Source organism: Streptomyces monashensis (assembly GCF_001866665.1).
In the GTDB taxonomy this organism is placed as follows: Bacteria; Actinomycetota; Actinomycetes; order Streptomycetales; family Streptomycetaceae; genus Streptomyces; species Streptomyces monashensis.
This window is the reverse complement of sequence record NZ_MLYO01000064.1, coordinates 1-21,219: the sequence shown is the minus strand read 5'-3', so window position 1 is coordinate 21,219 and position 21,219 is coordinate 1. Positions and strand designations below refer to the sequence as shown.

Annotated in this window: 22 protein-coding genes, 1 tRNA gene and 1 pseudogene; 3 read left to right on the top strand and 21 right to left on the bottom strand. The window is 69.3% G+C overall.

All coding sequences use genetic code 11. The features are described 5' to 3' along the window. Positions 1-26: 26 nt before the first annotated feature. The 4 genes from BIV23_RS34310 to BIV23_RS34295 all read right to left on the bottom strand — a co-directional run bounded on the left by BIV23_RS34310 (position 27) and on the right by BIV23_RS34295 (position 4,150). Positions 27-1,244, bottom strand: a complete 1,218-nt coding sequence (locus tag BIV23_RS34310) for a cytochrome P450 (protein ID WP_071384899.1) — start codon at positions 1,242-1,244, stop codon at positions 27-29. 45 nt (positions 1,245-1,289) lie between these two features. Further along, positions 1,290-1,616, bottom strand: a complete 327-nt coding sequence (locus BIV23_RS34305) for a 2Fe-2S iron-sulfur cluster-binding protein (RefSeq protein ID WP_071384898.1) — start codon at positions 1,614-1,616, stop codon at positions 1,290-1,292. A 109-nt stretch (positions 1,617-1,725) separates the two neighbouring features. Then, positions 1,726-2,967 carry an NAD(P)/FAD-dependent oxidoreductase gene (locus BIV23_RS34300; RefSeq protein ID WP_071384897.1) on the bottom strand — a complete coding sequence of 414 codons (1,242 nt, stop codon included), beginning with the start codon at positions 2,965-2,967 and terminating at the stop codon, positions 1,726-1,728. 259 nt (positions 2,968-3,226) lie between these two features. Continuing rightward, the gene (locus tag BIV23_RS34295) at positions 3,227-4,150 is read right to left on the bottom strand and encodes an oxidoreductase (protein ID WP_071384896.1); all 924 of its coding nucleotides are present in this window, start codon (positions 4,148-4,150) and stop codon (positions 3,227-3,229) included. Between the two features lie 79 nt (positions 4,151-4,229). On the opposite strand from BIV23_RS34295, the gene BIV23_RS34290 reads away from it, so the two are divergent. Then, a complete protein-coding gene (locus BIV23_RS34290; RefSeq protein WP_071384895.1) occupies positions 4,230-4,823 on the top strand; it encodes a TetR/AcrR family transcriptional regulator in 594 nt (197 codons plus the stop codon). Positions 4,824-5,121: 298 nt separating this feature from the next. Here the strand turns inward: BIV23_RS34290 and BIV23_RS34285 are convergent, their stop codons facing one another. The 14 genes from BIV23_RS34285 to BIV23_RS34225 form a co-directional block, all read right to left on the bottom strand. Beyond that, a complete protein-coding gene (locus tag BIV23_RS34285) occupies positions 5,122-5,958 on the bottom strand; it encodes a hypothetical protein (RefSeq protein ID WP_071384894.1) in 837 nt (278 codons plus the stop codon). Then, complete coding sequence (locus tag BIV23_RS34280; protein WP_071384893.1) at positions 5,942-6,826, bottom strand: aldo/keto reductase; 885 nt, start codon at positions 6,824-6,826, stop codon at positions 5,942-5,944. The genes BIV23_RS34285 and BIV23_RS34280 overlap by 17 nt, the downstream gene beginning before the upstream one ends. Then, positions 6,823-7,992 carry a cupin domain-containing protein gene (locus tag BIV23_RS34275; RefSeq protein WP_071384892.1) on the bottom strand — a complete coding sequence of 390 codons (1,170 nt, stop codon included), beginning with the start codon at positions 7,990-7,992 and terminating at the stop codon, positions 6,823-6,825. Before BIV23_RS34275 ends, BIV23_RS34280 begins: the two co-directional genes overlap by 4 nt. A 15-nt stretch (positions 7,993-8,007) precedes the next feature. Further along, on the bottom strand, positions 8,008-8,142 hold the full coding sequence (locus BIV23_RS53340) for a hypothetical protein (RefSeq protein ID WP_281250185.1): 135 nt from the start codon (positions 8,140-8,142) through the stop codon (positions 8,008-8,010). A gap of 182 nt (positions 8,143-8,324) precedes the next feature. Next, positions 8,325-8,648, bottom strand: coding sequence for a hypothetical protein (locus BIV23_RS34270; protein ID WP_079173590.1), 324 nt, complete (start codon positions 8,646-8,648; stop codon positions 8,325-8,327). Next, positions 8,642-9,049 carry an ATP-binding protein gene (locus tag BIV23_RS34265; RefSeq protein ID WP_071384924.1) on the bottom strand — a complete coding sequence of 136 codons (408 nt, stop codon included), beginning with the start codon at positions 9,047-9,049 and terminating at the stop codon, positions 8,642-8,644. The genes BIV23_RS34270 and BIV23_RS34265 overlap by 7 nt, the downstream gene beginning before the upstream one ends. Before the next feature lie 168 nt (positions 9,050-9,217). Further along, positions 9,218-10,066: a helix-turn-helix domain-containing protein gene (locus tag BIV23_RS34260; RefSeq protein WP_071384891.1), complete on the bottom strand. Its 849-nt coding sequence runs from the start codon at positions 10,064-10,066 to the stop codon at positions 9,218-9,220. A gap of 16 nt (positions 10,067-10,082) precedes the next feature. Beyond that, a complete protein-coding gene (locus BIV23_RS34255) occupies positions 10,083-10,616 on the bottom strand; it encodes a DUF6879 family protein (protein ID WP_071384890.1) in 534 nt (177 codons plus the stop codon). Next, on the bottom strand, positions 10,585-10,851 hold the full coding sequence (locus BIV23_RS34250; protein ID WP_071384923.1) for a hypothetical protein: 267 nt from the start codon (positions 10,849-10,851) through the stop codon (positions 10,585-10,587). Before BIV23_RS34250 ends, BIV23_RS34255 begins: the two co-directional genes overlap by 32 nt. Positions 10,852-11,012: 161 nt before the next feature. Continuing rightward, complete coding sequence (locus BIV23_RS34245; RefSeq protein WP_071384889.1) at positions 11,013-12,728, bottom strand: relaxase/mobilization nuclease domain-containing protein; 1,716 nt, start codon at positions 12,726-12,728, stop codon at positions 11,013-11,015. Further along, positions 12,725-13,285 carry a MobC family plasmid mobilization relaxosome protein gene (locus tag BIV23_RS34240; protein WP_071384888.1) on the bottom strand — a complete coding sequence of 187 codons (561 nt, stop codon included), beginning with the start codon at positions 13,283-13,285 and terminating at the stop codon, positions 12,725-12,727. The genes BIV23_RS34245 and BIV23_RS34240 overlap by 4 nt, the downstream gene beginning before the upstream one ends. A gap of 346 nt (positions 13,286-13,631) precedes the next feature. Then, a complete protein-coding gene (locus tag BIV23_RS34235; RefSeq protein WP_079173589.1) occupies positions 13,632-14,468 on the bottom strand; it encodes a DUF2637 domain-containing protein in 837 nt (278 codons plus the stop codon). Positions 14,469-14,988: 520 nt separating this feature from the next. After that, positions 14,989-16,275: a DUF3631 domain-containing protein gene (locus BIV23_RS34230; RefSeq protein WP_071384887.1), complete on the bottom strand. Its 1,287-nt coding sequence runs from the start codon at positions 16,273-16,275 to the stop codon at positions 14,989-14,991. Between the two features lie 215 nt (positions 16,276-16,490). Next, on the bottom strand, positions 16,491-16,721 hold the full coding sequence (locus BIV23_RS34225; protein ID WP_071384921.1) for a hypothetical protein: 231 nt from the start codon (positions 16,719-16,721) through the stop codon (positions 16,491-16,493). Positions 16,722-16,815: 94 nt separating this feature from the next. Between BIV23_RS34225 and BIV23_RS34220 the strand changes: the two genes are divergently transcribed. After that, complete coding sequence (locus BIV23_RS34220; RefSeq protein ID WP_071384886.1) at positions 16,816-17,499, top strand: helix-turn-helix domain-containing protein; 684 nt, start codon at positions 16,816-16,818, stop codon at positions 17,497-17,499. Further along, a complete protein-coding gene (locus tag BIV23_RS34215; RefSeq protein WP_071384885.1) occupies positions 17,496-19,133 on the top strand; it encodes a site-specific integrase in 1,638 nt (545 codons plus the stop codon). Before BIV23_RS34220 ends, BIV23_RS34215 begins: the two co-directional genes overlap by 4 nt. Positions 19,134-19,167: 34 nt before the next feature. On the opposite strand, the gene BIV23_RS34210 is transcribed toward BIV23_RS34215, so the two are convergent. From BIV23_RS34210 to BIV23_RS34200, 3 genes and pseudogenes are all read right to left on the bottom strand, one after another. Continuing rightward, positions 19,168-19,240 (bottom strand) — tRNA-Lys (locus BIV23_RS34210). Positions 19,241-19,339: 99 nt separating this feature from the next. Beyond that, positions 19,340-20,854, bottom strand: coding sequence for an amino acid permease (locus tag BIV23_RS34205; protein WP_071384884.1), 1,515 nt, complete (start codon positions 20,852-20,854; stop codon positions 19,340-19,342). Between the two features lie 116 nt (positions 20,855-20,970). Then, positions 20,971-21,219: pseudogene (locus BIV23_RS34200) on the bottom strand (DEAD/DEAH box helicase); the annotation flags it as partial.

Below are 21,219 nucleotides of genomic sequence, written 5' to 3'. Positions count from 1 at the left end.
CCCGGCGGGGTTGGCTGAGCGGTGGGTCAGCGGGGGTCGGTGTCCCACGCGAGGTGGAGCTCGTGGGTGGTGTTGACGGCGCCGGATGCCATGCGCGGGGTCGTGCCGGGCTTGATGACGAAGTCCGGGATCCGGGCGAGCCATTCCTGGAGGAAGACCGTGAGTTCGGTCTTGGCGAGGAAGGAGCCCGGACACCTGTGGGGGCCGTTGCCGAAGGCGGCGTAGTGCTGTTCGGGATGAGGCCGGGTGAAGTCGACGACGAGCGGGTTGTCGACCTGTTGCTCGTCGAGGCCGTAGAGGTGGTTGGGGACGAGGATCTGCTCCCCCTCCTTGAGCTGCATCCCCTGGAACTCGGTGTCCTGCGTGATCAGCCGGGCGGTGTTGATGAGCCCGTGGCGGCGGATGAGTTCCTCTACGGCGTTGGGCACGAGGGAGGGGTCGTCGATCAACTGCTGTCGGTGTCCCGGATTCAGGGCGAGGAACCGTATGACGAAGCCGAGGATCGAGGCGACCGTGTCCAGACCGCCGGCCAGGACGACCTGGGACAGAGCCACGGCCGCCTCGAAGGCGATGGGCTCGCCATCGATCTTCGCCGTCACGATCTTGCTGAGGAGGTCGCTGCCCGGCTGCTCGGCCCGGGCGGCCAGGGCTCGGGCGACGTACTCGGCCAGGGCCGTGTGGCTTTCGAGCTGTTCCTGCGCATCGCGCGGCCGGAGCATCTTCTCCGCATGCGGCAGGAGGTAGTCGCGGTCTTCCAGCGGCAGGTCGACGGTGCCGAGGAAGACGACGACGGGCAGTATCTTGGCGAAGTCACCGACGAATTCGCACTCTCCTTTGGGACGCAGCTCTTCGACGATCGAAATCGTGGTCTCCCGCACGATCGGCTCCAGGGCTGCGACAGCCTTGGGGGAGAACGTGGGAGATATGAGCATCCGGTACGAGGCGTGCCGTGGCGGGTCCATCTGGACGACGGCTCCCTCGCGCACGTACTCGCCTCCGATCGTGAGGCGCGCGTGCGAGAAGCGTTTGTGGTCGAGCTGGATTGCCTTGATGGCGTCGGCGCGGGTGACGACCCAGTGGCCGCCGTTGCGGGGGGTCCAGAAGATGCCGGGCAGGGTGTCCTGCGCGTTCTTCCAGGCCAGGTGCAGGTCCTCGTCGATGCCGGTCGGCCGCAGGTAGTCGAAGTCGACGACGCGGTCTTCCGGGACGTGCGCGGGGATGCCCATCGTGGAGCTTGTGGTCATCGTGTCACCTTTCTCGTCAGGGTGGTGCGGGAAGGAATGGGCGGGTCAGGCGCCGGTCTGGGAGGCGGGGAGCTGCACGATCAGGCCGTCGGTGTCCTCGGTCACCTGGACCTGGCAGGACAGTCGGCTTGTGGGCCGGACGTCGAAGGCGGCCTCGATCATGACTTCCTCGGCCTCCTCGGGTGCAGGCAGCTTGTCGGCCCACTCCGGGTCGACGTAGACGTGGCAGGTGGCGCAGTTGGCGTAGCCGCCGCATTCGGCGACGATGCCGGGGACGAGGTTGTCCATCGCGGCCTGCATGACCGACTCGTCGGCGCCTGCCTCGACGGCGTGCTCGGTGCCGTCGTCCTCGATGAAGGTGATCTTGGGCATGGTGGAACTGCCTCTCCTTGCGTGGGTGTGTTTCATGAACAGGCGGCCCTTTTGCGGGCCTCGTCGTCGGGCCCACGGAGCAGTCACCGCGCCGTGGGCGCGGCCGGGATCAGAGTGCTGCCTGGGCCAGGGGGATCTCGCTGTCGGCCAGTCGCTCGGGGTCGACGGGCCGGCCACTGGTGACGAGCTGTCGCGCGGTGGCGAAGTCGGCGGGCCGGCTGATGACGTCGGCGGCGACAATCCTGTCGCCCGTGAGGTAGAAGGCGGACATGGCCGTGCCCGTGCCGCCGCGGGTGATGCACCGGTCGTGGCCGGCTGACAGGCCCACCATCTGGAGTTTCAGGTCGTACTGTTCCGACCAGAACCACGGCGTTGCCGTGGACGCCTGCGGTCGGCCGAGGATGGTCGCTGCGCAGACCTTGGCGTGCTCGATGGCGTTGGGCGCCGACTCCAGCCGGATGCGCCTGCCGGCGTAGGCGCTGGGCTGGTTGGCGCAGTCGCCGATGGCGAGGATGTCCGGGTCGCTTGTGCGTGCGAATTCGTCGACGACGATGCCGTTGTCGACCTCCAGACCTGCTGCGGAGGCCAGGTGGGTGTTCGGCTCCATGCCGATTCCGACGAGTACGAGGCCGGCGTCGAGCCGCTCCACGACCCCGGAGGCCGACACCTCCACGCCGGTCACCCGGTGTCCCGACGCGTCCACGGCCACGTCGGCCACCGTGGCGGCGAGCCGGAAGCGGACGCCGTGGGAGCGGTGAACGTCCTCAAGGAAGCCGCTCACCTCCGGCCCGGTCACGCGCGCCAGCAGTCGAGGAGCCGCCTCGACGACGGTGACGTCGAGGTCGAGCTGTGTGGCCACGGCGGCGATCTCCAGGCCGACATAGCCACCGCCGATGAGGACGAGCTTGCGGCCGGGGACGAAGTGCGGGCGCAGCGCGTCGACGTCGTCGATCCGGCGCAGGGTGAAGAGGTTGTCGAGCTGGTCCACGTCGACGCCCGGCAGTGTCAGGCGGCGCGCGCGGCCTCCGGTCGCCAGGACGAGTTTGTCGTACGGCAGTCGGCTGCCGTCGCTGACGACGAGTTCTTTCGCCGCCCGGTCGATCGTTTCCGCCCATGTGCCCAGCCGCAGTGCGATGTTGAAGCGCTCGTACGTCGCGGCAGGTTTGAGGTAGAGCTTCTCCCGGGAGAGCTTTCCGAGGAGGAAGCCCTTCGAGAGTGGCGGACGCTGGTACGGCGGGCTCACCTCGTCCCCGATGAGGGTGATGCCGCCGCTCCAGCCGCGCTGACGCAACGTTGTTGCGAGCTCACTGCCGGCCTGTCCGGCTCCGACGACAACTACGTTTTCGGGCATGGTTCGGCCTTCCTTCCATCGTGAAGTGCCCTGAAGACAGAGCGAGGTGGACAGTCGAGCCGCGCGACGTGGTTGTCGGTGCTGACTGATCGGGATTCGGTTCAGAGCGACTGGGTCTTCGCGCGCATCTCGTCGAGAGACTTGACGACGCCCCCGAGTTCTTCTGTCGGCATGTCACCGACCGGTTGGCCGGACCAGCGCCCCAGTGCGGCCACCCGTACCACCGCAGGACCGCCGACCCGACGGGCCGGCCACGGCTTCAGGACTGAACTGCCGCGATCGCCTCCGGGAAGGTGACGCCGGTCAGCTCTTCGGAGACGGTCCACAGGCGGCGGGCGGCGGCCGGGTCGCTGGCCGCCGCCGAGCGGCCGGCCAGGGAGGGGGTGCCACGCATCTCGAACATGCCGTCGGGGCCGACGAAACTTCCGCCGGGCAGGTCCTGGACGGCCGCGTAGAGGGGGTTGAGCGCACCCGCCGGGCCGTCCTGGGCGATGAACTTGTTGCCGAGGCGCCAGAGGAGACGCCGCAGGGTGCTGGCGTCGTTGCCCTGGAGGTTGGTGGCGGACCAGCCGGGGTGGGCGGCCAGCGCGCGGACGGGCGAGCCGGCTGCGGTGAGCCGTCGCTGGAGTTCCAGGGTGAACAGCAGCATCGCCAGCTTGGACTGGCTGTAGGCGGTCATCGGGTCGTACTCGCCGGTCAGGTCGAGGTTGTCGAAGTGGATGCGGGGGCTGCCCGGGGACTTGTGCGCGGTGGACGACAGGGACACCACACGGTCGGTGATCTGCGGCAGCAGCAGGTTGGTCAGGGCGAAGTGCCCCAGGTAGTTGGTGCCGAACTGCGTCTCGAAGCCGTCCTTGGTGCGGCCCTCGGGGACGTTCATGACGCCGGCGTTGTTGATGAGCAGGTCCAGGTCACCGTGCCAGCCGGCGGCGAACTCGCGCACGGAGGAGAGGTCGGCCAGGTCGAGCCGGCGGACCTCAACGCTGCCGTTCACCGTCGCGGCGGCGGTCTCGCCGCGCTTGGCGTCCCGTACGGCAAGGACGACGTGCGCGCCCGCGCCGGCCAGGGCCGTGGCGGTGGCGAGGCCGAGGCCGCTGTTGGCGCCGGTCACGACGGCGGTGCGGCCGGTCTGGTCGGGGATGTCGGTGGTGTTCCAGGGCTGGGTGTGCGTGTTCTTTGCCATGGCTCCAATGTATACACTGATTACAATGTAGGCAACATAAACAATGTAGGCGTCGCTCACGCCCGGCTAGGCTGAGGGCATGAAGAACCGCCCCTACCACCACGGAGACCTCCCCGCCGCGCTCCTCGCACGGGCCGAGCAGACGTTGCGCGAGAAGGGATCGGGCGCGCTGTCCCTGCGCGAGCTGGCCCGAGAGATCGGGGTGAGCCCCGCCGCACCCAACCGCCACTTCAAGACCAAGCAGGCACTGCTGGACGCCCTGGCACTGACCGGGTTCGAGCGGCTCGCCGAGACCTTGGCAGCCTCGCAGGAAGGCGTCGGTGCGGCGTTCGCCGCCCGGATGGATGCCGCGGCCCGCGCCTACGTGGGCTTCGCCGTGGCCAACGCCGCGCTGCTCGACCTGATGTTCTCGGTCAAGCACAGCCCGGAGGCGTCGGAGGCATTGGGCGCGGCCGCCCAGCAGTGGTCCGAACAACTGCTGGAGCTGATCGGCGACGGGCAACGCCGGGGCGAAGTGCGCGAGGGACAGCTGGAACGCGTTGCGCTACCGGTCTTCGCGGCGCTGCACGGCTACGCCGGACTGGCGGTGAGCGGCATGCTGCCGGCCGAGGTGACCGAGCACGGCCTGGACGACCTGATCGCGTCCATCCTGCGCAGCTGCGCGCCGCAGTAGAGCCGCGCAGGGTGATCAGAGGGGTCAACTAGACCTGGCTGAGGGTCATTCTCAGAGACTGGCGACAACTGGTTCGCGCGGGCCGGGTCCGCATCCGCGCAGAGCATCACGCCCACTCTCTGGAGCAGACGCTCAGGGTCTTCCGGCCCGGGGAGGAGGTGGAGATGGTGCAGTGGGGGCGAGCAGCCCAGGAAGTGGACTCCTCGGCCCGCCCCGCGTCCTCGGACACCACGCCGGCGTAGAGCCCGCTGCTGCCCACCAAGCCGGTTTAGGACAGGCACTGAAGGCGTCGCCACTCTCACCCCGTCCTTTCGTATGTGGCGTCCAGGTACTCCTTCACCGGCCCCGCCAACTCCCGGTAGAACGGCGTGCGATCGGCGGCCTGGAGAACCTGGGCGCAGATGGTCAGTTCTGCCACGCGTGCGGCCGGGGTGTCAAGGACATGTGCGAAGGTCCGACGGATGCGAGCGGCCGTTGCGGGAGTGTGGAGGGAGTAGAGGTAGAGCTGGGCGGCGTCGAAGCCGATCGGGGCTCGCCCCCAGCCTTCCCAGTCGAGGATGGTGAGGTCGGGACCGCCGAGGTTTGACCAGTGGAAGTCGCCGTGAGCGGTGGCCCATGCGATCTCACCGACGTCACGGCCGGTGTATTGGGGGACGGCTCGCCGGATGTACTCCTCGCGGACGGCGATGCGGTCGCTGGGGGCTTCAGCGAGGGAGTCGAGTGCGGTCCGCAGTTGCGCCCACCATGCTTCGGGGAGGGCCGGATCGTGTTCGAGGACCGGTGAGCGGGAGATGACGGTGGCGTCCGTGCGCTGGTACAGCTCCGCCCGGTACGCCCAGTCGTCCGCCTGCCAGTCGTGGACGTGGTGGAGGGCGGGGCGGGGAATCTCGGGAGGCAGCAGTTCCTGGGCGGTCTTGGGGCCGTCCCAGAGTTTCCCGTGCGCTTTGTCGGGACGCTCGGCGACGACGCGCAGCCAGCCGGTGCCGTGCGCACCGGCTACGGCGCCAGAGAGGGTCCGGCCGGCGTAGCCCCAGATGGGTTTCTCGGCGAGGTCGGTCAGCGTGAGCGTATTGCACGCGAAAGCCCTGGCGGTACGCATGCGTTGGGCGGTGGCGTCGTCAGGCGCCGAGAACATCGATCACCTCGTGAAGGGTCTTGTCCGGGAGCGGAGGCAGCGTGAGGACGCGCTCGGCGGCCTTCCAGTGTTGCGCGCGCCCGGATCCCAGGAGGATGTGCTTCACCCCTGGGGTGGACGCGGTCACCCGTAGCGCGGCCTCGGCCGGGGTCGTGCCAGGGTCGATGAGTTGGGCGAGCTCGTCGGTGACCATGGTGGGGAGTTCTCCCCCGTGCAGGGGCGCGGAAATGAACGTGTCCACGCCGGCTGCGGTCGCCTCGGCGAGAGGGCCGGTGCCGTCCAGGACCTGCGCGACCGGCTTGAGCATGACCAGCGAGGCGGGGAGTTGGATGGCCATCATGTGATAGCCAGGACCTCCGCAGCGTGTGGCGATCGCAAGCAGGTCAGCGACGCTGAACGCGTCTTCGAAGCCGGTCCAGGTGGCGACGCCATAGCCACCTATCCGTCCGGCGCGGGCCTCGGCTTCGAGTGCGGTGAATGCTTCGGCGATGGCGTCGTGGGGGCGTACGGCTCGTTCGGGGTTGTGGACGAAGACGATGTCCGGCTTGCGGCCCAGCTCTGCAGTGTTGCGTCGACTCTGCCAGGTGACGTAGCGGTCGGTGAGACAGTGACCTGTCGCAGCCTCCGCGGGTGTGAGGACTTGGGCATCGCTCGCGGCTGTCGCAATGTCGGGGGTGAGGAAGCCGACCTTCGTCGACACTCGCAGATCCGGGTTCCCCGCGAGCACGGGGCGGAGCTGAGTCTGGGCCTGGCCGTGGTGGTAGTTCGGGGCGGTGTCGATCCAGAGTGCCCCGCAGGCGGCCGCGTGGGCGGCCGCCTGCGGGATGTCCCGGCACCGGTACGTTCCCAGTGCGAGGTCGGGGCTCACCGCTCGCTCACCGCCGCGACGTTCGCGTTGACCAGTTCGGTGATGAGCCCGGCGACCTGCTGGACGGTGAGGCCGCTCGTTTCCGCGAGATGCCCCAGCAGTGCTGGGGAGCCGTCGAGGAGCGGGGACAGCACGGCGCGTGCAGGTGGGGCGAACGTCCACTCTTCGCCGCCGGCGAGGAACACGACGTAGTCGTGGTCATTTTCGGTGAGCTGGGCTCGGGCGGTGGTGAGCCGGACAAGCAGGTCGGCGCGCGCCGGTACGGCGTCGAGGAACGGCAAGGAGGACATGGTGCGGCCCGGTTCGATGGCGTCCCGCGCGGTGAGGAAGTCTGCGATCGCGCCGCCGTGGAGGGCGTCCGCGACTTCCTTGCGGAGGAGTTCGAGGTAGTCAGCCTGTTCCTGCGGCGAGGCGAAGACGGGCAAGTGCGCACGTACGGTTTCCGAGGTTCGCAGCCGGTCCGAGAGCCAGCCCACCAGGTCCGCGCCGGTCGTGGTCTGCAGCCCGCACGTCAGGTGCAGGGAACGTCCCTGGGTGGCCGCCACCGCGTGCCACCAGCCCCGGGGCAGGTACAGCATGTCGCCGGCGCGCAGGACGACTTCTTCGATGGGCTCGTCTGCCGGAGGCTCCGGAGCTTCGGTGTCGCGGTGGAGCGGGTTGATCCGGGTCGGCCCGTACAGACGCCACCGCTTGGCCCCTTCGAGCTGGACCACGATGACGTCATGATCGTCCCAGTGGGTGCCGAAGCCTTCCGTCGCGGTCCAGGAGGCGTACACATTGATCTGGACACGGCCCCGGAACACCCCTTCGAGGACCTGCGCCAAGCGCTCGGCGGGCTCGTGGAGTTCGTCCACAGCGTCCAGGACCAGCGAGGCGCCGTCGTGGAGTTGATCGTGCAGCCGCGAGGGTTGGATGCGCTGCCACACCACGTTCCTGCGGGTCGTGACGGCGGTGGCGTACTGCTGCCAGGGAATGAGTTCCCCATCGCGGTGCAGGCGGAAGCGAGGCGGTTCGAGACGTCCCCTGCCGATGGCCGCGTTGAGGTCGTCCCACGTCAGTAGGGATGAGAAGTCGGCGACACCGCGCCAGATGCGGTACGTGCGGCCGAAGGCCCCGGTGGGCAAGTCCCCACCGAGGCGTTCGACCACCTGCGAGAAGGCGGTCACTTCTGTCGGCTCCGCTCAGTCGTTGCTGTCGGAAACGCCGGTCGAGCCGCCGTCGGACGGCTGCTCGGCACGGGAGCGGGCGGCGGCGATGGACTTCCGGGAGACGATCAGACCGTCCTCGACGGGCTGGATGACGGTGTTCTCGGGCATCGTGCACTCCTGTTCTCTGGGCTTCCTCCCGCTCAGCCGGAGCGAGAGGTCTTGAACGGATCCGTTGTGCCGCTTCTTGGCAGCGCGGATCTGGAGCGGCTCCGGCCCGCTTGGGGCGGACACGAGCGCGCGCCGTTCCGTCCGGGGTTCCCTTTCGGTACGCCGGTCGGGGTCTGTGGGTGCTACAAGGAGGCCCGCAGGCCGTGCAGGACACGGGAGAGCAGAGCCGTATCCAGCTCATTGGCCTCGACGGCGGTACGCCCGTCCGCGTGCCATTGCGCGAGTCGTTGACGCCAGGTGGCCTCGGCGTGCATGGCTTCGGTGCGTATGTCCGCCAGGGCCAGATCGGTTTCCATGCGGAGCCGTACGAGGTCGGCGGGTGTCAGGCGCAGGGCGCGGACGGTGATCGTGTCCTCGATGCGGCGGGGGACGGCCAGCTCGACGCACCGCTCCGGATCGGCGACGCCCGCCAGTTCGTCTTCGGGCAGTAGCCGTACGGTCAGCACGGTGAGACCGCCAGCTCCGCCCAGACGGTCTTGCCCCAGCGCATTTCGTCGTAGCCCCATCGGTACGAGAGCGCGTCGACCAGGACCAGACCGCGCCCCGTCTCATCGCCGTCGGCGACCAGATCCAGTCTCGGCAGGGCGTGGGATCTGTCGGTGACGCCGATCCGAACGAGATCGTCCGTGACCCGCCGGACGGATACCCGGACCAGACGGCACGAGGTGTGGCGGACCGCGTTGCCCACCAGCTCGGAGACGATCAGTGTGCCTGCATCCGCCAACTCGGCTATGCCCCAGGTGTTCAGCGCGCCCGAGACAAGGCGCCGGGCACGGCGGGCCGTCTCGGGCTCGCAGGGGAGGGTTTCGGTGTAGCCGGGCGGTCCGACTGCGGTGGGTCTGGTCATGACGCTCACGGGGTCGTCTCCTCGGGGCTGGGATGTTCCGCTCGCAATGGGGGATGAGCGGGACTCCTCCACTGCCGCCGAGGGGATCCTGGACCTGCCCGGCGACGCCAACGACCGTACGGAGAGCCGGAGTTTGACCTCAACGAAATTGCGGAGAATTGCGCAACGTCATCCCAGGGAGGTGATCGCCGACTCGATCAAGGCCCGGGCGGCGTTGCCGTGGACGGCCATCTTCGTCAGCTCCCCGAACGCCTTGCGGTAGTCGGCGAGTTCACGCGGCTGCACCACGTTGACCTCGGCGGTGAGGGTTTCCACGACGCTGCGTGTGCCGTCATGGAGGTAGAACGCCTCCAGCGGCCACATCGTCCGTTGCGCGGTGAAGGGGATGACGCCCAGCGAGACGGAAGGAAGCGGCATCACTGTCAGCAGATGCCTCAGCTGTCCCGCCATCGTCTCGGCGTCGCCCACCCGATAGCGCAGCACACACTCCTCCATGAGCACGACGAACCGGTGGCCGCCCTCGTACAGGAACCGGCTCCGGGCGACGCGGGCCGCGACGGCCTCGGAGATGTCGTTGGGGGTTCCCTGGAAGTCGGTGATGGCCTCCATCAGGGCCGTGGCGTACGCGGGTGTCTGGAAGAAGCCGGGCACGACGTTGGAGACGTACGCGCGCGTGACGCCGCTGTGCGCGTAGCGGTCGTTGATGTCCTCCTGCGTCTTGCGCATGCCGGTCCGGTGGCTCCTGCGCCACTCCACGTACATCGAGTCGACGGCGCGGGCCGTGGCGATCAGGTCGTCGGCCTGGCCGACCACTCCACAGGCAGCGCACCAGGCGCGGATGTCCCCGTCGGTGGGCTGCACCTCGCCCTTTTGGATGCGGGTGGTCTTCGCAGGGTGCCAGCCGCACCGGGCGGACAGCTCCTTCCCGGTGAGGCCGGCGTCTTTGCGTAGGTGCGTTAGGCGTACGGCGAGCGCTTCACGGGCTGCCTGAGCGCTGGACGAGGGGGAGGCGGGCATGAGGGTGAGGTGCGGGTCAGACGGTGTACTTCTCGTGGTCGACGGCACGCTCCCATACGGCCTCGAAGGCGTCGGAGCAGAGCTTGACCACGGTGGGGTCCTCGCTGAATTCCTTGGGCGGATCCGCCCAGTCACCGGCCCCGGTGAAGATGTTGAACTGCACCAAGCGGTCGTCGAACAGCCAGAAGTCGGCTCCCGGCAGGGCGATGTCCACGGCCCGGCGGCGGGGCAGCCAACGCACCAGTTCACCCGCGTCGACATTCAGCGAGGTGGCCGCGTGCTCCCACCGGATGTAGTCCGTCACGGGCTCGGACACAATCCGGGCGCGGCGCATCACCACGCCGCGGGCGACGGCTTCGCGCACCGTGCCCAGCCACTGGGGCCACCACCGCGCCGTCGGGTCGAGATCGACGTGGCCGGTGCGCTTGAACTGCTCGAACTCTTCGGCCTCGTCACCGACGCCGTACACGTCGCGCATCTCCAGATGCACCGCGCTGCGGCGCGTGTCGGCCAGCAGCTCAGCGAAGCTCGGCACGCCGTTCTGCGACATCACACGCCTCCCTCAGAATCGGCACCAGGCGGGCGGGGATGCGGATCACCGTCTCGTGGGTGGGGATCCCCACCGCGTGCCCGGCCACCCACTCCGTACCGCTGATCAGTGCCTCCAGCGCTTCCTCGGCCTTGATGCCCTGCAGGACCAGGTCGGCCGTCTCCTCTTCCACCCACACCGTCGGCGAACCCTCGCCGCCGGTGTTGGGGTCGATTCCGATGAACTGTAGGTCCACGATGCCCTCCCGGATCAAGCGGGTTGCGCGTTCTTGCGTGCGACGGTTCCGAAGGGTTAGGGGGCCGTCAAGGGCGCGGGGCGGATTCGAGACGACGTTGGCTTGAAGCCGCCGACTCTCCGTCGCGAAGCCGCGGGGTACGTAGCGAACCCATACGGCGGCTACCGGCTCGGTCGGTGCGACTGTTGAGGACGCAACGTAGTCACCGCTGGAGCCTGACCGTTCCGGGTCTGCTGGGCAGGGATCGACCCTGCCATGGTCGACTTCAGGCGGGCGGCCTCGGCAAGGCGGTTGGCCACCGGGTTCCGGCCGGTGTGCTGGATGCGGGCTATCAGGACACGGGCGGGTTGGCGCGCGGTGGTCAACTCGCGCTGGGCGACGGCCTCCTTGAGGAGCTGGTGAGGCTGGTGGCCGCGAGCTTCGGCGTCGGCAAGAACGGTGGCGAGGGCCGGCCAAGCCGGGTCGGTGAGGATCCGCTCGGCGTGGTCGGGCGCAGCTGCCCGTACATCATTGGCGAGAATGCGGCGGGCTTGATCCCTGGGCAGCCGGGCTGTGAGTTCGACTAGCGTCGGGGCGAGTGCGCGGTCAGCGGCCATCTGCAGGTGCTGGACAGCCTGACGAGCCGCGTCGGCCTGGTGGGCGTGGCTCTTCGCTTCGTGCCAGCGCCCGGCGACGATGGTGGCCCAGACAAGGGCCGCGACCAGGGCGGCTAGGGCGCTGCCGTCGGGGCCGGTGGCGGTGTGCACGATGTCGCGTGCCGCGCTGCGCAGAGCGAGGGCAGCTCGGTCTTCCGCCCGGATCTGGGAGCGCTGGGCGCGGGCGAACGCCTTGGAAGCGGCCTGGAGTTCGGCGCGCAGATGGGCGGGTGCCTTCTGGGCGGTGGCTTCAAGGAGTTCGCCGAGGGCGGTGATGTGGGCCTGGGCGTGGGTGTCGTCGGCGAGGTCGGTGTGGAGGGTGTCGAGTGCGTCGGTGGCTTGGTGCCAGGGGGTGCTGGGGTGGTTGCGGCGGGCGGTGGGGTGTTCTTGAGGATGGCCGGATTCGAGGCGGGCCTTGATTTTGGGCAGGGAGAGGTCGGGGGAGATCTTGCTTCCGGAGTGGTAAATCTGCTCGCCGGCCTCGTTGACGTCGCCGGGGCGGCCGGCGGCGTAGCCGAGGAGGTCGCCTGACGGACCGCGCCGGACCTGGACCTCGACGCCGCTGGCTTCGAGGTAGGCGATGAATTCCTCGGCGCCTGTCACGTGCGGGATGGCGGCGCGGATGCGGTCCTGGAGCCGCTCGGTGCTGGGCTGGTCCCAGCCGAGGCGTTCGGCCTTGTGCATCTCGGCCTGGGTGGGGCGGCGGGTGCCGGTGCGGTCGCCCTTCTTCAACTGGCGCAGCCCGTAGTCCTTCTCGATCTCGCGGCAGGCGTCGCCGACGCGGAGGCCGCTGTCGTGAAGTTTGGGGCGGCGGCCGTCTTCGCGGACGGTCGTGGCGAGGATGTGGATGTGGTCGTCGGCGTGGCGTACGGCGATCCAGCGGCAGGCCAGGTCGTCACCGGCGGGGGCGATGCCGGCGGCCTGGACGATGCGCTGAGCGATCTCGCCCCACTCGGCGTCGGAGAGGTAGCGGTCCTCGGGGGCGGCACGGACGGGGCAGTGCCACACGTGGTCGGTCACCTGCTTGCCGAACTCGCCGTTGCGCAGCCGGACGGGTTCGTCGAGGTAGCGGGCGAGTTCGGTGAGGGTGGCGTTTTCGTCGCGGCCGGGGTCGGGCATGCCGAGCATGGCGAATCCCGCCACGATGTGCGGATCGAGGTGCTCGTCCTGGCGGCCAGGCCCGTAGAGGTAGGCGAGCAGACCGCGGGTGTTGGACCCGGCCGGTTTGATGGCGGCGATCACGCGGCTGCCTCCGTCTCCGGATCGACGGGCTCGCGCAGAGCTTCGGCGATCAGCTCCAGCAGCTGGTGGAGATCGGCGAGGCGCTGGCGGATGTCGGGGGGAGTGAGGTCGCTGTTGAGGGCGCGGGCGATCTGGTTGACGTTGACGCCGATCCGGTTGAGCTGGCGCAAAACCTGGGCGCGAAAGATGTGGGTGCGGCGGCGATCCTCGGACAGGGGCAGGTTGGCGGTGAACCGGCCGGTGACGAAAGCGAGCACGATGTCTGCGGCGAAGCCGGAGTCGCCCTTGTAGCCGTGCTCGGCGGCCGCTTCCTGGAGCTGGGTGTGTTCGTCGCTGGTAAAACGCAGGGGGCCGACGCGGACGACTCGCTTGGTGCCGGTGAAACGGCGGATCGTGGGCTGCACGCTCTGCTCGGACGGTTCGCCGGCATCAGTCTCGGCGGCGGGGGCGGGTTGGAGCACTTCGTGCTGGACGGCATGGAGCGTGTCCGGGTCGGGGCTGCCCTCGGCCCCGACCCCCCGGTCCGGCGCCCCCTGGCGCTGGGCCGTCTCCGCCACCCCCGGGGCGGAGACCCCCGAAGACCGGCCTTGAGTCGGACTCGGGGTACTACTGGCTCCGCCCGGGGCAGGTCGTCCAAACGCGCGGCGCCAACGGTCCATCAACGTAGGCGACTTCGTCAGCTGCGGCATCTCGTCGGGGGCGTTCTCGGGGTCGTTCGGGTCGTGCGTCATGGACGGTTTCTCCGGAGAGGGGTGGGGAGGGCGTACGGGTCACGGCGGAGATCGGATGGAGTTCGGACGGCTGCCGCCCCATCCACAGGTGTGGACGACCACGCGTTTTTTTGGGGGCGGTACGGCAGGCCGGGTGACCGGAAGGGTTCCGGTCACCCGGCAGCAGTTCCGGTCAGCCGCCGGGCCGGTCGGTCTCGGCTGCTCCTTCGAGTTCGGTGCGGAGGATCTCCATCACCTCGGTCAGCCGCTCACTGCCGACCGTCAGCCCTTTGTCCTCAACCGCCGTCCGGACGACGGCCCGGGTGAGCTTGCCCTGCTCAGCGGCGGCAGCCCGGCCGATCTCCACGAGTACCTGGAGCGGGGCGCCGGGCGGACGGCCACCGCGCAACTTGCCCGCTGCAGCGTCGGCGGGCGATTCCGGCGACTGGACGGATACGGCGGCCGACGGCTCAGTGGCCTGGCCGGGCTCAACCAGCAGACCGGCAGGCCGGACGTGCTCGACCGGAGCCTCGCCGGACTGGCCGACCGCGATGACCGGCGCCTCGGCAGGCTGGACGGAAGTGACGGCGGGTGCTTCCGGCACCTGCGCTGAATCGGGGGCCGAGTGGTCGACAGGCTGCGCGACGAGCTCGTGGATCTGCCGCATCAGCACACCGAAGGCCACCATCGCGGCGGCGGGTGGAACCGCAGCAACCACGTAGTCGAGCAACGGGACACTGCCGACTTCGCGAGTGCCAGTCACCCCGGCCACGTTGAGCCCGATGGAGCCGAATGATCCGATGACGGTGACGCCGATGGCCCATTTGTCGGTGACGCGGCGCAGGCCCGCACGGAGCATGAGCAGCTCACCCGCGACGATGAACGCGTCCAGCGTCGCGGGCCACGCCCATCGGCGGGTCGGCGAGTCCCGGAGTCCGTGCTGGGCAGCGACCTCGGCCAGGTGTGCATAGGAGAGCCAGAACGCACCGGCGGTCAGGGCCACGATGACGATGCCGGCCGTGCGGAGCACGTACTGCTCCGCAGTGAGCTTCGTCTTCGCTGGTTGCTCCTGACCAGGCTGGTCGTCCAGCGGCGGGCGGTCACGGCGACGGGATATGAGGGGGATCCTCAAGCGGGGTACTCCTGGGGTAGTGGTGTGGTGCGTCTTTGCCGTCTTGGCCGTTGCAGGCGCAGGTCACAGTGGGTACGGCGACCGCTTCGGCCCTCCGTCCTGGCAGGCTTTGCCGACGTCTTGTTCCGAGACGGAACAAGCGCGGGACCGTACTGGCGGGCCTGGTGTCGGTGTGGCCGTGCCCCCGGTCGGGACGGTGGCGTTGCGTATTCCGTCCCGAGAGGCAGGGCTGCGACCTGCGGTGATACGGCAGGACGGCGGTGGACGGCGCAAGACGGATACGGACGGCGTCTTGGCGGCAGAGGCGCGATTGATGATCGCGTTTCCGTCTTGACCCCGGTTGCCGTCTTGCCTGTAGGCCGTGTGACCTGCGAGATCACGGCAGGGACGGCAAGTACGGCAACCGGGAGGGCGGGCCTCAGTCCTTGCCGCGGGTGGTGTCGGCGTCGGCGGGGTGGACGGCGGGGCAGTACCGGCGCCAGGCGTCGAGGAACTTGTTGCGCATGTACCCCTTGCGCTGAGTCCGGTCGGCCATGCGCACGTTGCCAGGCTTGATCTCGAACTCGCGGAGCATCCTGCTCAGCTCGCGGGCGGTCAGCCCGCCGCGTCCCCACTCAGCCCACGGAGCCTCGGGGTCCTGGCGCAGGTGGTGGAGGAGTTCCTCGGTGGACAGGCTGTCCACCTCGCGCTGGGCGTGGAAGACCCGGCGGATGTCGGCGAGGATCCGCGCCCCGCTCGGGTGGTCCTCCGCCGCCGCTTCGGCGGCGACCATCCGCGTACACGCGAGGCGCGCCAGCCTGGGCCAGTGTCCACCGGCCAGATCGGCGACGATGACCAGGGGCTCCCAGGTGTCCGCGGCGCGGTCCTCGACCGGCATCTCCGGCTCCAGGTTCGCGGCCTCGTCCAGCAGCGGCCTGGCCCAGGCGGCGATGCGGTCACGCAGATCGTGCAGGGCCGGGATGTCGCGGCGGGAGCGGAAGGGCTTGACCTTCTCGACCTCGGCCCGGCGACGCATGCGGATCGCCACCGCCCGGTCCATGATCGTGTCGGGCAGGTCGCCGATCCCCGCGATGGCCGCCATGGCGAAGGTCGCGAAGCGGTGCGGGGTGTGGTCGTTGCCCACGACCCGGGTGACGTACCGGTTGCGCTGGTGGCCGGCGTTGAGCAGGCCGCGCATCTCCTCGTTCTTCTCGGCCATCTTCGGGGTGCCGAAGATGGTGTCCGCCTCGTCCACCAGGAGCGTGGGCGGGTTCTCCTCGGTGATCGACCGGAAGATGGCCGCCGGTGTGGTGTTGATGGTGAGCATCGGCTCGTGGACCGTCTCGGTCAGCACGTCCAGCAGCCGCGACTTGCCGCACCGTTTCGCCGGACCCACCACCGCCAGACGCGGCGCGTGCTGCCACGCGGGCTGCAGATGCGTCGCCGCCACCCACAGCGTGACCGCGTCCAGCGCCTCTGACGAGGGCAGGATCACGAACCGCGCTATCTGGGCACGCAGTTCGTCCAGCAGCGCCGAGCCGGCGGTCGGCTCCGGATCCGGCACCACCTCCTCGGCGGATATGTCCGCCGAAGTGGGGCCCGGCGCACCGTCGTTGGCCGACGTAGGCGCTTCGCCGGCGTGGTGGCCGGGCTGGCCGGGGACGGCGACCGGCGGCCACGAAGGCTCGTTGGAGTTGGAATAGGGCTCGGATCCCGCATGTTGCACAGGGCAGCTCCTCGTCTGGCGGTGTCGGGCTTGCGCGCCCTTGCCGCCGGGTTGGTTCTTCCAGGGCCGTTCGGGGTTGCTGGAGCCTCCGGCGTTGCGCCGCCGGGGGCTCCTTCCGTTCCCTGAGGGAACACGGACAGTACGTCCACCCCCTGGCACAGTCCAGCGATTCTGTGTCAGCTCAGCGCAGAACTATCTGCTACGGACCCGACCCCTCACGCGGCCAAGCCCAGCAGGTTCAGCAGGTCGGCGGTCACGACCCGGTAAGCGTTGCCCAGACGGAGCACCTTGCAGGGGTACTGGCCGCGCTTGGCCAGCTCGTACCCCTTGCTCCGCCCCAGCCCCAAGGCACGATTGCTGGTCTCCAGGTCAACGGACACCGGCAGCCCCAGCAGCTCCTGCCTGCTCATACCCTTCGCCCGCTCGGCAGGGTCGTTTTCGCGCATACGCACTCCATCCATGACTGAGCCCTCGGCGAACGCGCTGATCACGTCCGGCTCCAGGCCACTAAATCAAGGATGACGAAGCTAATGTGTCTTCATGACACAACGCGATTCTGATGCTGGATACGACGACGAGGACGACGTCCCCGAGTGGGTCGACCACGTCATGGCCACCGTGGCCGCCGAAGTCAGACGCCGAAGGAAGGAGCTGCGCATGAGCGCCCAGGACCTCGCCGACCGGTGCGAGGAGATCGGTCACCCGATCCCCCGCAACGTCATCGCCAATATGGAATCCGGCCGCCGCGCCAACCTGCCCCTGGTCGACGTCATGGTCCTGGCCAGGGCACTGCGCACGAACCCGATCTGCCTCATCTACCCGATCGGTTACGTGGCCGAGGTCCAGCGGCTCCCGTACGAGCACCGAATCGCTCCGTGGGAGGCCATGGTCTGGTTCATCGCCCAGGACAGCGGCTCCCTCGCCGACCGCGACATGCTCCGCTACCAGCGCGAGCACATTCAGGCCCTCGGCGAAGCGCAGGCCGCGATGGCCAGCGAAAGCTACGCGCAATACGCCGTCGAGCACGCAACCAGTGCAGCGGAGCGAGCGGAGGCCCTGCGAGACCAGGCCACCTGCCTGGAGCGCATCGACCAGGCCAAGCAACGCCTCCGCGTAGCCCGCTCCTTCATCCGCCGCGACCGCGGCCTGCTCCCCTACCTGCCACCCGAACTCGCCGACGTCGACCCATCCGACGACAGCACCACCGAGGAGAACGATCTTTGAAGGGTTCCACCCACCGCCGCTGCTACTGCCGTGATCCCAAGACCGCCAAGCCGCTCGGCAAGAACTGCCCGAAGCTCTCCAGCCGCAAGCACGGCTACTACTCCATACGCCAGGAGTTGCCGCCCCAAGAAGACGGCACCCGTCGCTCCTTCAGCCGCACGGGCTACGAGAGCCTTAAGGACGCTCAGGCAGACCTCGACCACGTCCGCTCCCTGCTCGCCCTGGCGGACAAGGACGACCCGGACAGCCTCCAGCGCCTCGTCACCATGCTGGAGGAAGTCGCGGTCGAGAAGGCCCCACTGCCCGCCATCGAGGAGACTCGGCGCAGTCTGAGGGGCGGTCTCCCGCTGCGCGGCAGCCTCACCGTCGGCGAGTGGCTCGACCAGTGGTTCGCCGCGAAGAAGCGCCGCAAGACCACGCTGAACGGCTATGCCTCCCACATTCGCGTCCACCTGAAGCCGCGCATAGGCCACGTGCGCCTCGACCGCCTCAACGTCGGCCACCTGGTGGAGATGTTCGACGCGATAGCCGACGAGAATGAAGTGATCGCGGCCGAGAACGAAGCCCGCCGCGAGCAGATCGCCCGATGCAAGCCGAGCAAGCCCGGCCGCCCCGTAGGAGCCGAGCGGAAGCTGCTCGCGGCCGAACGGGCCAAGCTCGCCGAGATGAAGCCGTTCCGGAAGATCACCGGCCCGGCCACCCGGCAGGCGATCCGCCGCACCCTCCGCGCGGCACTGAACTCCGCCATCGCACAGCAGCTCATCACCTTCAACCCGGCGTCCCACGTCGAGTTGGAGTCAGGCAGGCGCCCGAAGCCCCTCCTGTGGACGGACGAGCGAGTCCGGAGGTGGCGCGAGACGGGCGAGATCCCCGGGCCCGTCATGGTGTGGACGCCACAGCAGTTCGGCGTCTTCCTCGATGCAGCTGAGGGCGACCGGCTGTATGCGTCGTTCCATCTCATGGGTACCCGCGGTCTCCGCCGCGGCGAGGCGGTCGGCCAGGACTGGCACGAGATCGACCTCGACGCCGGCCTCATCACACCCGCCAAGGAGATCGTGGTCGACGGCTGGGACCCCTACGAGTCCGAGCCGAAGACGGACGGTAGCGCGAACACCATCGCGCTCGACGGCATGAACATCGCCGTCCTGCGGGACCACAAGGCCCGTCAGGAGAAGGAGCGCGCCCAGTGGGGCCCCGCCTGGCAGGACACCGGCAAGGTGTTCACCAAGGAGGACGGCTCCTGGCTCCACCCGGAGACGCTCTCGGATACCTTCCGCCGCATCCTCGCCACGACCGACCTGCCGCCCATCACCCTGCGGGACCTGCGCCACGTTGCCGCGACGCTCACGCACGGAGGCGGCGGCGACATCCACACGGTCAAGGAGACGCTCCGGCACTCCACGATCACGCTGACCTCGGACACGTACACGAGCCTGCTCCCTGAGCTGGACCGTGAAATCGCCGAGAAGGCAGCGAAGCTGATCCCCCGGTCGCGTCCGGCGGCTGCTGATGCGTCCGCCCCAGCGGCCCCCGATCCGCAGGCCGCGAGCGCATCCGCTCACGCATCGCTCACGCAATGGCTTGAGAACGAAGCAGCGCCCGACCCGACCGAAGCCGACTCAGGCGCTGCGTAGCAGGTCAGAGGCTGTTCCCCTCCCCCGCCACCGGTAGGCCCTGTGGGACTCGAACCCACAACCAATGGATTAAAAGTCCACTGCTCTGCCAATTGAGCTAAGGGCCCAGGCGATGTTGCCTGTCCGAGCATAGCCGGACGCGGCCGTGTCTCCGATCGGGTATCGGTGGACCGGCCGCGTCGCGGGGGAGGGAAAGGGCGCGATGGTCACTTTTCGGCCGTCTGCGGGGCGGGAGCGCGGTCCGGGGTGAGGAACCAGCGGCGGGCCGAGGCGAGCCACCAGGTCGCGGCGGAGCCGAGGACGACCAGGACGGCGACGGGGGCGTAGTTGAAGGTCTTCCAGGTGACCGGGGAGACCTGCGGGAGCATGAAGAGGATCGTGATCGTCACGACCCAGAGGACCGACACGACTCCGATCGCCCCCGACCAGCGGCCCAGGTGCCACGGCCCGCGTTCGAAGGCGGCGCCCCTGCGCACGCGCAGGAAGGTCGGGATGACGTACGCGATGTACAGGCCGATCACCGCGATCGACGTCACCGCCGCGTACGCCGTCGTGTTGATCAGGTAGGGCAGGCCCAGGGCGAGAGCGGCCAGGGCGGCCAGCCAGACGGCGGCGACGGGGGTGCGCGAGCGCGGGCTGACCGTGTGCCAGACACGCGAGAAGGGCAGCGCGCCGTCGCGCGAAAAGGCGTAGATCATCCGGCTGTTGGCGGTCACCGAGGCCATTCCGCAGAAGAGCTGGGCGCCGATCACGACCAGGAGCAGGAGCTTGCCCGTCGTGGCGCCCAGGGCGTCCAGGAGGATCTGCGCCGGGGGTGCGCCGGTCGGGGAGGCCAGCTCCTTGTCGTAGGACTGGATCGCGAACGTGAAGCCGAGGAGGAGCACGAAGCCGGCGATCCAGGACGTCCAGATGGAGCGGACGATGCCCTTCGGGCCGGCCGTGGACGCGTCGTGGGTCTCCTCCGTCATGTGCGCGGAGGCGTCGTAGCCGGTGAAGGTGTACTGGGCCATCAGGAGGCCGAGGAGGACCACGTACGGGCCGGAGCCCCAGCCGGTCTCGTTCACGAACTTGGTGAACACGAAGGACGCCGACCGGTGGTGGTCGGGGACGAAGGCCAGCGCGCCGACGATGACGGCCACGCCGAGCACGTGCCACCACACGCTCACGTCGTTCAGGAACGCGACGATCCGCACGCCGAAGGTGTTCAGCAGGCCGTGCAGGACGAGGATCGCGGCGAAGAGGAGGACCGTACGGCCCGGGGTCACCGCGAAGCCGAACTGGAGGTTCAGGTACGCGCCGAGGAAGGAGGCCGCGCCGAAGTCGATGCCGGCCGTCACCGCGACCTGGCCCAGCACGTTGAACCAGCCCGTGAACCAGGCCCAGGCCGCCGCCGAGCGGGGCGGCGCGAGGCGGTGCGCCCAGAAGTAGAGGCCCGCCGAGGTCGGGTACGCCGAGCAGATCTCGGCCATCGACAGGCCCACGAACAGGGTCATCAGGCCGACGGCCACCCAGCCCCAGGTGATCACCGCCGGGCCGCCGGTGGTCATGCCGAAGAGGTAGAGCGTCAGGCAGCCGGACAGCACCGAGATGATCGTGAAGGAGACGGCGTAGTTCGAGAACGCCGACATCCGGCGGGCGAGGACCTGGGTGTAACCGAGCTGGGCCAGCCGTTCCTCGTCCGACAGGCCGTGCGCCCCGTTCGCTCTCGCGTCTTCTGTCATGCCCCCAGCAATTCCCTCACCTGGGGCGTGACATGCGTCATGCTATGGCCAAAAAAGGCCCGTACGACGGTGTCGTACGGGCCCTTCTCGGGTCACTCGGCCGAGCTCACCCGGCGTCAGCCGTTGCGCTTCCAGCGCGGCTTGTCCTCGCGGCGGCCGAAGGAGCCGGTGCCGCGGTGGTCGTCACGACGGCCGAAGGGGCGGTCGTGACCGGCGGAGCGGAAGCCGGGGCGGTCGTCACGGCGGTCGCGGTTGAACGGACGGTCGCTGCCCCGGTGCCCGCCGCGCTCGTCCCGGCGGAAGCCGGGGCGGTCGTCACGACGGTCGAAGGAACGGCCGCCCCGGTCACGGTCGTTGCGGTCGTT